The following is an 8,447-nucleotide window of genomic DNA, read 5'->3' as shown; positions in this document are numbered from 1 at the left end:
TGTTTAAGTCCCTCAGCAGTGGTTAAAACGGCTCATTTAACCTTGCGCAAAAAGAGCGCTCTCACTTCGTTCGCTGTCGCTAGCCTTTTGCACGATAAGCGCAAGGTGAAGGGAGCAATCTTCACAGCTTTCACCCTTTACCCCTTTTAAATATAGTCCCTCATCAGCGGTCAAAACGGCTCGTTTCACCTTGCGCAAATTGAACGTACTCGCTTCGCTCACTGTCGTTACATTTTGCACGTTATTCACCTTGTGTGAAAAGAATGTCAGCGCTTCGCGCTGTGTAATTATCCTTTCGCACGATATTCACCTTGCGCAAAAGAACCGCACTTACTTTGTTCGCAGGCGGTAACCTTTTGCACCTTATCGCCTTCTTATCCTACAGGCACAAATATAACGATATTGCCTGTGTTAACCATAACTTTCACACAGTTGGTGGATAAGAGATTTGTCATGATATTGCTACTTCATATAACAAAGAGCAAAACACATGGCATTCTCAATTACCCATGATCAACTTGTCGGTATCGTACCTAACGCTAAGGCTGAGGATATTGAAAAATATATTGAGGCATTGAATGAAGTACTGCCGCAATTTGAAGTTAATACTCCTTTACGTGCAGCCCACTTTATTGCCCAAATAGCCCATGAAAGCGGTAGCTTTCGTTATGAAAGTGAAAACCTTAACTATAGCGATAAGGCGTTACAAGCAATATTTGGAAAGTATTTTCCCACCGAAGAAGAAGCGCAAGCCTATGCGCGTAAACCGGAAAAAATAGCTAATCGTGTTTATGCCAACCGCATGGGCAATGGTAATGAAGCATCAGGGGACGGCTGGAAGTATCGTGGTCGAGGACTGATCCAGCTTACAGGAAAGGACAATTATCATCGCTGTGGTGATGCACTTGCAATTGATTTGGTCAATGATCCTGAGCTCGTGGTTGCAGATCCATCGCTGACAGTGAAAACAGCTTGTTATTACTGGGATAGTCGAAAACTCAACCAATACGCTGATCAAGATGACTTACTGATCATTACTAAGCGCATCAATGGTGGGACCCATGGCCTTGACGACAGAGCTGCTTTTTTAAATCGCGCGAAACAGTTTTTAAATATTGCTTAAGGAAAAGAAAATGGACGCAATTAGTAAAATGTCACTTATAGAACTCAGTAGCCACTTTAGTGCTCTTAAAGGTGAGGAAGTATGTTGGCCACGTATTGAAAAGATGGTTAGTGACACAGCAAAGAGTTGGAAGCAAAGTGGTAAGGCGCCTAACGAATTATCTGTTATGCATATTTGGTGGCATACATGCTACGAGCTGCTGGCACCACATCAAATACAAATAAGTGCACTGAACTACCGCGATGAATATATAGAAATTAAAAATATTGGCCCCGCAATCATTGATTTAAGTGGGTGGAGCTTAAATGCGGGGGACAAAGGTCAGGATTTCACTTTCGCTAAAGACACCTTGATATATCCAAAAGAGATACTTCGCATTGAAACTCATCCAGGCAGTGCGCTCAGTTTTGAAAGCAAGGCACCTATTTGGAATAACCAAGGGGACAAAGCGGAATTAAAAGACAAAGATGGCGCGGTGATTTCTACCTGGCTATATGGCGATGCAGCGCATGAAGATGTGCAAATAAGCCAAGTCAATTTTGATGGCCTAGAGGCAAAAAAAGAAGGAGATGAGTTTGTAGAGGTTGCAAATAACGGCAGTGCAACTATCGATTTAACTGGGTGGCAGTTGGTCGGAGACAAGGGGCAGCTATTTGCTTTTCACGACGGTGCCCTACTCAAACCCGCAGGTATTATTCGCATATATACAAATCAATATCATCCAAGCACGGGCGGTCATAACTTTGAAAGTGCTAAAGCATTATGGTCTAACCGAGGTGGCCACGCTGCGATAAATGACTATCGTCAGCAGTGCGTCAGTGAATACCACTGGTGAAATAAAGGGGGCATGGCCCCCCAAATAATCATGCTAAATAAAAAACAAACGAACACGATTGAAGTTTCTTCGGACATTGCCCAAGTGATTCAAGATGGCCAGCAGCTGGTTGCATATATGGCCAAAGATGGCGAGGTCAGCCTAGATCCTGAATTAGCGCAAGTAATGATCGATGCAAAATACAAACTGCAAAAAAAGCAGTGGAATGCGCAAGATGAAGCTAACTTTTTGCACAGTTATGATCAGTTGGCCAAAGCAGTCGCTCCCGTATCAATGGAAAGCATTCGAGCTATCTCCCGCAGTGACAATGACAAACCGAGTCAGGCCGAAAAAGCGGTTGCTTGGTATCGTCGCTATACATTGGTGGCATTAATTTGCTTACTGTTAGTCCAAGTTTATTACCTATTCGGCCATGCCTTGGCACATGACTTAAAAGACTTGTACGAATCTCGAAATGAATGGCAGCTCAGGTTAGATAGCGAAGAGCCAGATAGTAAAGAGTTTAAGCAAATACAAAATAAATACGAAGAAATCGGGCAGCGACTAGATGCAAATTACAACTTATTGAAAGTATGGAACCGTATCTGGTTGATGGGATTTAGTTTTGATAGTGACATTCCGCCGTATAGTCAGGAAAAACTTAATGTAGAGCTGCGCAGATTGGAGCGAGCACAGGCCGATGCGAACGCACTAGACAATTTAAATCTGGCACAAACACGTCTAACAGCACGACTGCAGTTATTTGAAAATATGCTGTTTGCACAATCCGTTTTAGAAGTATTACAAGGGTATGTTTTACCTTTGTTATACGGGTTATTAGGTGCCTTTATTTTTGTCCTACGAGATTTGCTGCGGGAGATCCGTGCGATCACATTTACTTCCGATAGTGAGATCCGTTACCGCTTACGTCTTACCTTGGGAGCGCTAGGCGGAATGATTATTGGCTGGTTCTTAAACCCTCAAGAACTCTCTGGATTGGCCTCTTTATCGCCAATGGCAATGGCATTTTTGATGGGCTACAACGTTGACGTGCTATTTGCAATCATGGACCAAATTATCGACAAGTTACGCGGTGCAATGGCTGCCAATGACGGCTCAAAAGGTAAATCAACTCAGGGCAGTGGCAATGGCTAACTTCTCGAACATGGAAGAGTGTAAGAAAACTTCGTGCTTTCGTCACTGTTTGTCATGACTTAACCCGATTATCGCTGAGGTTCTTTGTGTACTGTTTGGTGGACTTAGATACAGGAGAAAAAAATGGAATCGGAGTTTCAAGAACATCCGCAAGTACAGGCGAGCAAGCATGGGTTTAGTACTGTGCTGTCACAGTGTCAGGCAATGGCAGAGTTTTCTTTTCACAAAGGTATTAAGGTACCTGAGTCCATTATGGTTAAGTTGGAGCAGATGCATGCCCAGGATGAAAGTAAGATAGAAGCCAAAGTGTTAACTCAGGTACATAATCGCCTTACTGACTTGGTTGCCCCCGCTAAACCGGAAACCATTTGGTTAATGTCTGAAGAAACAAAAAAAGGAAGCTGGTTGTTGTTTTTGGGCCGAGTGCCGCTGATCAGAAAAATGATGCTGGTAGCGATAATATCTTTGGTCGCTTTAATTGCGTTGAGTCTGTCTAGTTATATCAACAATGAAAATATGGTCGCGAGCATGTTTGATATGGAGGGCACTCGATTATTGTATGTGCAAGCCATCTTGTTGGCGTCAGCCGCGATAGGGGCGTCATTTGCTGCCTTATTTAAAGCGAATAGCTATGTAACGGCTGGGGTTTATGATCCCAAATATGAAAGTTCGTATTGGGTCAGGTTTGTGGTCGGGTTGATCGCTGGGATTATTTTAACTCAGTTGATCCCTGTCAATTTGGATGCGGTAGCAAGTGCGGCATCGAGTGAGACAGGCGGTGCGCCTGTTAGTCATGCGGCGCTTAGGATAACTATGGCCTTGGTTGGTGGGTTTTCTGCAAACTTAGTCTATAAAATTCTCGATCGCATTGTTGAAACCGTACAGTCTTTTATTTCTCCCACCGTGCCAGATGATCCTCAGGTACTTAAACAAAATTTAGAAAATCAATTTAGAAAGCAAGAATTGGAGCAGTTGGCGTTGTGGAGCCAAGGCATAGTAGCTATTCAAAGCCGGCTGGCATTGGAGCCAAATATGCCCAATAGCAAGGTGCAGCAAATGTTGGCTGATTACCTAAATGAAATTATGAATGCGCATGAGGAGAGGTGAGATGCTTAAAGCCACCATCAAGATAATTTGCGGGATTGCAATGATACTGGCCCTCAGCCTGGCTTCGGGCTGCTCGTTGAACTTGGTATCCGATTACGACCGCGCTTCTCAACAGCAAATGATGAAACTCATGCAAAAAATAGATGGGTTTTACTTACATATGCAACATGTTGACGTGCCAAAGAGGCAGTATTCACACTATGCAAGTAGCTATCTCAATATTGAAGTAGATGTGAATGCATTGCTTCAGCGTCAAAAGGTACGTTCGCTTAATGAACTTACCATAAAGCAAGTGGAAATCCTGCTGCAATTGTGGCAGCAAGCGCGCAAGGCGCATCAAGAACAAAACAGTATTTCAGATTTTATTATCAAGCGTCGTCGCTCTGAATACCAGCGGGTATTGCTGGCAATGATACGCGGCGAAAAAAGTAAAGCACCATAGGAGAATTTAAATGGGACTCAATATAGCATCAACGTTACAGAACGCAGTTAGTCAGGCAACTGGCGAGTTAGGAGAGTCAGGCGGCGCGATTGCTGATGGGCTTGCAAAAATTGTTGCGCAAAAGCAGGAGAGCCTGACACAGCTAAGCAATGCGTTATTGCAAGGGGAGATCAGTGAAACGGAGTTTGCCGAAGAAATTAAAAGGGAAAGCTTAGTGATTGAGGCTGAATTAGTCAGTATTGAAATAGCTGGCAAAGCTGCTATTCAAAAAGCGGTTAACGGCTTTGTAAATACACTTGTAGGTACCATCACCAAGGCTGTATAAACTTTTTCTTAAATTTGAGTGCAAGGATGCACCCTTGAACAATATGGTTGTTATGACTGAAAGAATACGAGAAGAGACCGATTAGCAACTGGCCAATACCTTTAAGCTCATACTATTTATAATGGAGATCGGTGATGAGTAAAGGTAAAAAACGCGTACGTTGGCGCCGTGTCCGAGTATTCAAGCCCTACAATTATTACTACCCCTTAACGGTAAAAGCACCACATACAGACCCCCGAGTGGTGCAAAAACAACGGTCGAATGAGATTGTGGAAGGAGAGGTTACTACAGCGGAACCTATAGCGCAGTTAGGTGCAGATCTAGATAAAGTGATTGGCGACTCTCACGAGCCACCTTCTATGCAAGTTGATGAACACAATAGCGACATATTAGATGAAGCGCCTTTGGCGCTATTTGAGCCAGGGCAAAACCCCTATATTTTTTACTTACAGCAAGTGCCTGTGATGCTGCAAGGCTTACCCGACGAGGTGGCGATAATGACCCCTGTTGAATCGGCACCAGAGTTGCTTGAAGAGCCTATACACGCTCAAGAGACACAAGTTTCGCACATACAGTGTGAGGAAAAATGTGAACCACGACAAGCGCCAGCTGCGCAAGATTCCACTGCTGAACTAGGTCAATCCAACGACATATATCGTGATGAAGGTTATTTTTTAAATCATCCACAACGCAATACATTTGATTCGGCCAATACACGTCAAGGAGTCAAAGCGCCACAATTGGCAGATTTACCAGCCCGCTTTGGTGGTCATCAAGCAAACCGTTCCACAATAAGGTCACACATAGCGACGTTGCTCTCTCGGCACTTGCAAGCACTAGGTTTAACGTTAAACGAGTTTGCCAGTTGGTATCAGAGCCCTGTAGCCCTAGCGCACTGGGTTGCAGGCATACCCTTGAATAGGTTGGCCCAGATTTGCAAACCTTACCAACAAATACCTGTTCAAAAGATCACCTTAGGACAATTCTTATCCAGTTGTGCGCAGTTGCAACATGGTGATATCAGCCTGGCAAAATTGACGAAGCGCCTTCTTCCCATATTGGCAGTTTATCATCATCAGTATCTAAGCGGATCTCTAGCGGACATTACCCAGATACATCGTGACCATGTGCAAAATTCAAATGCGCCTTTATGGCTACTGCAATTTCAAAATAATGCTGTCCACCTCTACGAATCGGCTCAGGGACACGGGCAGAGAGATCCATATCCAGTTTGCAAAGATGGCCATATTGACCGGCAACAACCAAGCAAAGTGGTGTTGTTTTCATTGCCCAATGCTTTTCAACACAAGTTGGAATTAGAATACTTGGCAGCTCAGCAGGTGTGGCAGCCCTTGTTAGAAGCCTCGTTATTGGAGTTCATACATTCGCAGCAGTGTTTACCTGATTAGCCCAATTCTTCGCTTGATGAGGTCAGTAGGATAGGCCTAACAACATAACCAAAACCATGGAGCAGAATGGTATGACCAACCTCGTATTTCGTTCGTGCGTTGCAAGTGATGGACGTAAAATTGCGCTGTTATCAGATCAACTTGATGTAGAAGAAAAATTCGATAATGGCTACAAAATTGCGTACAAAGATAAAGACGGTAAAGATACGCCAGAGTTATTAGCAAAATGGAAGGACGCATACACAGTGCACTCTAGAGCATTTAGTATGTTACCTGAAGGCGATGAGATCCCACCTTCAGTACAGCAAGGTTTCAACACCATGGTATCGAGCTTACTCAAAGGGGTTGATATTCTATTTTGCGATTACAACCTAGGTGTCGAAGGTGATTTACCCATGTGTAATGACGTCATGGATAAACATCGCTCAACAGACTTCGTGCTATTTTCATGTGATTCATTGGTCGGTGGAGACCCAAAAGTCCAACCGCACACAGTCGCATACAGTGCACCTCGATATGAACAGGGTGAGCAAATTGCCCAACAACACCGCATTTATTGCAAAACAGAGGCTTCAGCTTTTTGCCAAGCCATCAATGCCATTGTGACACAGCGCTCTAAAGACAACTTGATCGGTGGTCATATTCGGGATGACATTGATGCTTATATTGGTGAGCCAGCAATCGATCAAGAAGCTGCTGATCAGATACTCAACCGTTTTGTCGAGACATTACAGAGCCATGGCAATCAAACGCCTGCACTAACCCACCAAGATACTGAGTAATCGCTTATATAAATACGCACTTTTGGTCAAGCTTATTGGTTGATCGAAAGGGCGTTGTTTGATCACAGGAGTGCCTTTTTATGGACCCGACCTTTCACTATTACGGCACCTTTTTAGCTGCCTTGACTATGGGGTTACCTGCTCAGCAAGCGCAATCATTGGCATATTATACGCATGCGGCATCACGCCAGACACGGCAAGAGATACCTGCTCCTTTTTATTATCAAGGCTACCGATTCACTCCTGTTCTGACAGCTGATGATGAGAGTCGAATGGGAAGGCATTGTTGTAACTTAGCTTTTCAATCATTGCCAGCCTTGTTGGAAGCGAGTGACGATGCTGATGAAAGGGATACAGCTTCGCAATCTCAAGATCACAATACGGATTTAATGGTGCTGAAAAAGCCAAAATTGGTGTGCCAAAATGGCTTGATCACACGTTGTTATTACAACCCTCTGACCGATATTGATTGGCAGCAAGGTGGTGAGTTTAAAAGGCATTTTAGTCAGCGCTTGGCCAAAAAAGCCAATTCATATGCTCCCCGTGTTGCTGCACATCCAGATTCACTAGGGCAACAAGGCCAAGATACACCAAGTATGCAAAGCGATGACAACTGGCATGTGCCAACCAAGCTCAATTCGGCGGTAGACAGTGCGTTGGCTCGGAAAATGCTCAATGATGTGATTTATAAAAGCCATTACGACAGCCAAATAAAGGGGTTTTTACTGCCGCTGTTTGGTTGCCGACTACATGTCTATCAAAATACTTGGCAAGGTAGGCGTGATCGAAGCCTCGCCTATATTGCTGCCTTTCGTGCCAGTTGTTACGCAATACATTGTTGGCATAAACGTATTCCGCTTAAGCACATTGGTAATTGGCATGACAGCCACCTGCCTGTCTATGTCGTGCGGGCAATTCGTCAGGTCGCGATGCTTTTGCAAAAGCCCAAATTGCACTCAGGTAATATTGATATAGAGCAGAGCTGGGCTAAATTAGTCGCCCAGAATATTCCTGAGGACGAGCTGCACAGTGTGTTCTTACATGGAATTTCATTGCGTGAAACTCACCTTTTGGATCTGGCACTGGCTGGCGGGGCTGTTAGCGAGCGAGGCTGGATCAGTGATATCACCGGGTTTAAACAGTCTGAGTGGTTTAAGTTCAACAAGGCAGCGGCCTATCATTGCGATTGGTTATCGAGGCAGTTATGTCAGCATGAATTAAGTGCATTCAATACCGGCCAGTCTTTAGGTAATCATGATATGTGGCGCTAATACCAGAGATAATTTAGAG

General features: G+C 44.2%; 10 protein-coding genes. 9 read left to right on the top strand and 1 reads right to left on the bottom strand.

Annotated features, from left to right (window positions below; translation table 11 throughout):
• Positions 1 to 36 precede the first annotated feature (36 nt).
• A complete protein-coding gene (locus J8M00_RS23605; RefSeq protein ID WP_211012887.1) occupies positions 37 to 240 on the bottom strand; it encodes a hypothetical protein in 204 nt (67 codons plus the stop codon).
• Between the two features lie 250 nt (positions 241 to 490).
• Between J8M00_RS23605 and J8M00_RS23600 the strand changes: the two genes are divergently transcribed.
• The 9 genes from J8M00_RS23600 to J8M00_RS23560 all read left to right on the top strand — a co-directional run bounded on the left by J8M00_RS23600 (position 491) and on the right by J8M00_RS23560 (position 8,428).
• A complete protein-coding gene (locus J8M00_RS23600; RefSeq protein ID WP_211012886.1) occupies positions 491 to 1,123 on the top strand; it encodes a glycoside hydrolase family 19 protein in 633 nt (210 codons plus the stop codon).
• 10 nt (positions 1,124 to 1,133) lie between these two features.
• Positions 1,134 to 1,958 carry a lamin tail domain-containing protein gene (locus J8M00_RS23595; RefSeq protein WP_211012885.1) on the top strand — a complete coding sequence of 275 codons (825 nt, stop codon included), beginning with the start codon at positions 1,134 to 1,136 and terminating at the stop codon, positions 1,956 to 1,958.
• Positions 1,959 to 1,970: 12 nt separating this feature from the next.
• The gene (locus J8M00_RS23590) at positions 1,971 to 3,092 is read left to right on the top strand and encodes a hypothetical protein (RefSeq protein WP_211012884.1); all 1,122 of its coding nucleotides are present in this window, start codon (positions 1,971 to 1,973) and stop codon (positions 3,090 to 3,092) included.
• A 123-nt stretch (positions 3,093 to 3,215) separates the two neighbouring features.
• Positions 3,216 to 4,199: a hypothetical protein gene (locus J8M00_RS23585; RefSeq protein ID WP_211012883.1), complete on the top strand. Its 984-nt coding sequence runs from the start codon at positions 3,216 to 3,218 to the stop codon at positions 4,197 to 4,199.
• Position 4,200: 1 nt separating this feature from the next.
• Positions 4,201 to 4,641 (top strand): hypothetical protein, encoded by a 441-nt coding sequence (locus J8M00_RS23580; RefSeq protein ID WP_211012882.1) that lies wholly within the window; start codon positions 4,201 to 4,203, stop codon positions 4,639 to 4,641.
• Between the two features lie 10 nt (positions 4,642 to 4,651).
• Entirely contained in the window at positions 4,652 to 4,966 is a 315-nt protein-coding gene (locus J8M00_RS23575) for a hypothetical protein (RefSeq protein WP_211012881.1), read from the top strand.
• 134 nt (positions 4,967 to 5,100) lie between these two features.
• On the top strand, positions 5,101 to 6,375 hold the full coding sequence (locus J8M00_RS23570; protein WP_211012880.1) for a hypothetical protein: 1,275 nt from the start codon (positions 5,101 to 5,103) through the stop codon (positions 6,373 to 6,375).
• A gap of 71 nt (positions 6,376 to 6,446) precedes the next feature.
• Complete coding sequence (locus J8M00_RS23565) at positions 6,447 to 7,157, top strand: hypothetical protein (protein ID WP_211012879.1); 711 nt, start codon at positions 6,447 to 6,449, stop codon at positions 7,155 to 7,157.
• A gap of 80 nt (positions 7,158 to 7,237) precedes the next feature.
• Positions 7,238 to 8,428, top strand: a complete 1,191-nt coding sequence (locus J8M00_RS23560) for a hypothetical protein (protein WP_211012878.1) — start codon at positions 7,238 to 7,240, stop codon at positions 8,426 to 8,428.
• The last annotated feature ends 19 nt before the right edge of the window (positions 8,429 to 8,447 follow it).

Origin of the sequence: Pseudoalteromonas luteoviolacea, from assembly GCF_018100925.1 — a bacterium.
GTDB classification, from domain to species: Bacteria; Pseudomonadota; Gammaproteobacteria; order Enterobacterales; family Alteromonadaceae; genus Pseudoalteromonas; species Pseudoalteromonas obscura.
Note: the sequence above shows the minus strand (reverse complement) of the source record. Positions and strands in the feature narration are given on the sequence as shown.